The sequence below is a fragment of the Vibrio sp. 1978 genome (assembly GCF_033344345.1).
This window is the reverse complement of the sequence record NZ_JAWPOP010000902.1, coordinates 1-545: the sequence shown is the minus strand read 5'-3', so window position 1 is coordinate 545 and position 545 is coordinate 1. Positions and strand designations below refer to the sequence as shown.

Genomic DNA, 545 nt, shown 5'->3' with positions numbered 1-545 from the left:
TTTCCAGCGCGCTTGGCTCAAGCAAAACCAAACTCCCGCCGCTTGTACAGACTGCGATTGCGACTTCAGTAAGCCTTCACATACCGCAACAGCACGGGTGTAACGGCCAGTTTGCAAACACGCGACCGCGAGCGTGTGTAACGCATCTTCGCGTTCTGGTTCGAGTTCTAAAACGGCATCCAGTATCGCGATGGCTTGATCGGGTTGTTGGTATTGAACTTGAAGCGCAGCGTGAACCAGCAGCAGCTCAATATCTTTGGTGCTTAGCATGTGGGTTAAACCTGAATAAGAAGATTGAGCGCCATGGTGAGGTAACGCTGGTCCAGTTGTGTGCTTTGTAGCGTTTCGGCGGCTTTAGCAAGGTTCGCTGAGCCAGATTCCTGTGCGAGTTGCTGAACGCGAGCTAAAGTGTTGTCGAATTGCTGGCGGTACTTTTCTGGACGAAGCAATTCACAATGGTTCAGTTTTGGCTTCGCTAACGCCAACAAATATTGATCGGACGGTCTTAGGTCATACAGTTTTTCCAAATGAGTCGCGACGGCTTG

General features: G+C 50.6%; 2 protein-coding genes. Both read right to left on the bottom strand.

Going from position 1 to position 545, the window contains the following annotated elements; all coding sequences use genetic code 11:
* The coding region (gene vscY / locus R8N49_RS29770; protein WP_318190784.1) for a type III secretion system chaperone VscY at positions 1-270 on the bottom strand (270 nt) is incomplete at its 3' end.
* Between the two features lie 5 nt (positions 271-275).
* A partial coding sequence (locus tag R8N49_RS29765) for a YscX family type III secretion protein (RefSeq protein WP_318190783.1) occupies positions 276-545 on the bottom strand: 270 nt, incomplete at its 5' end.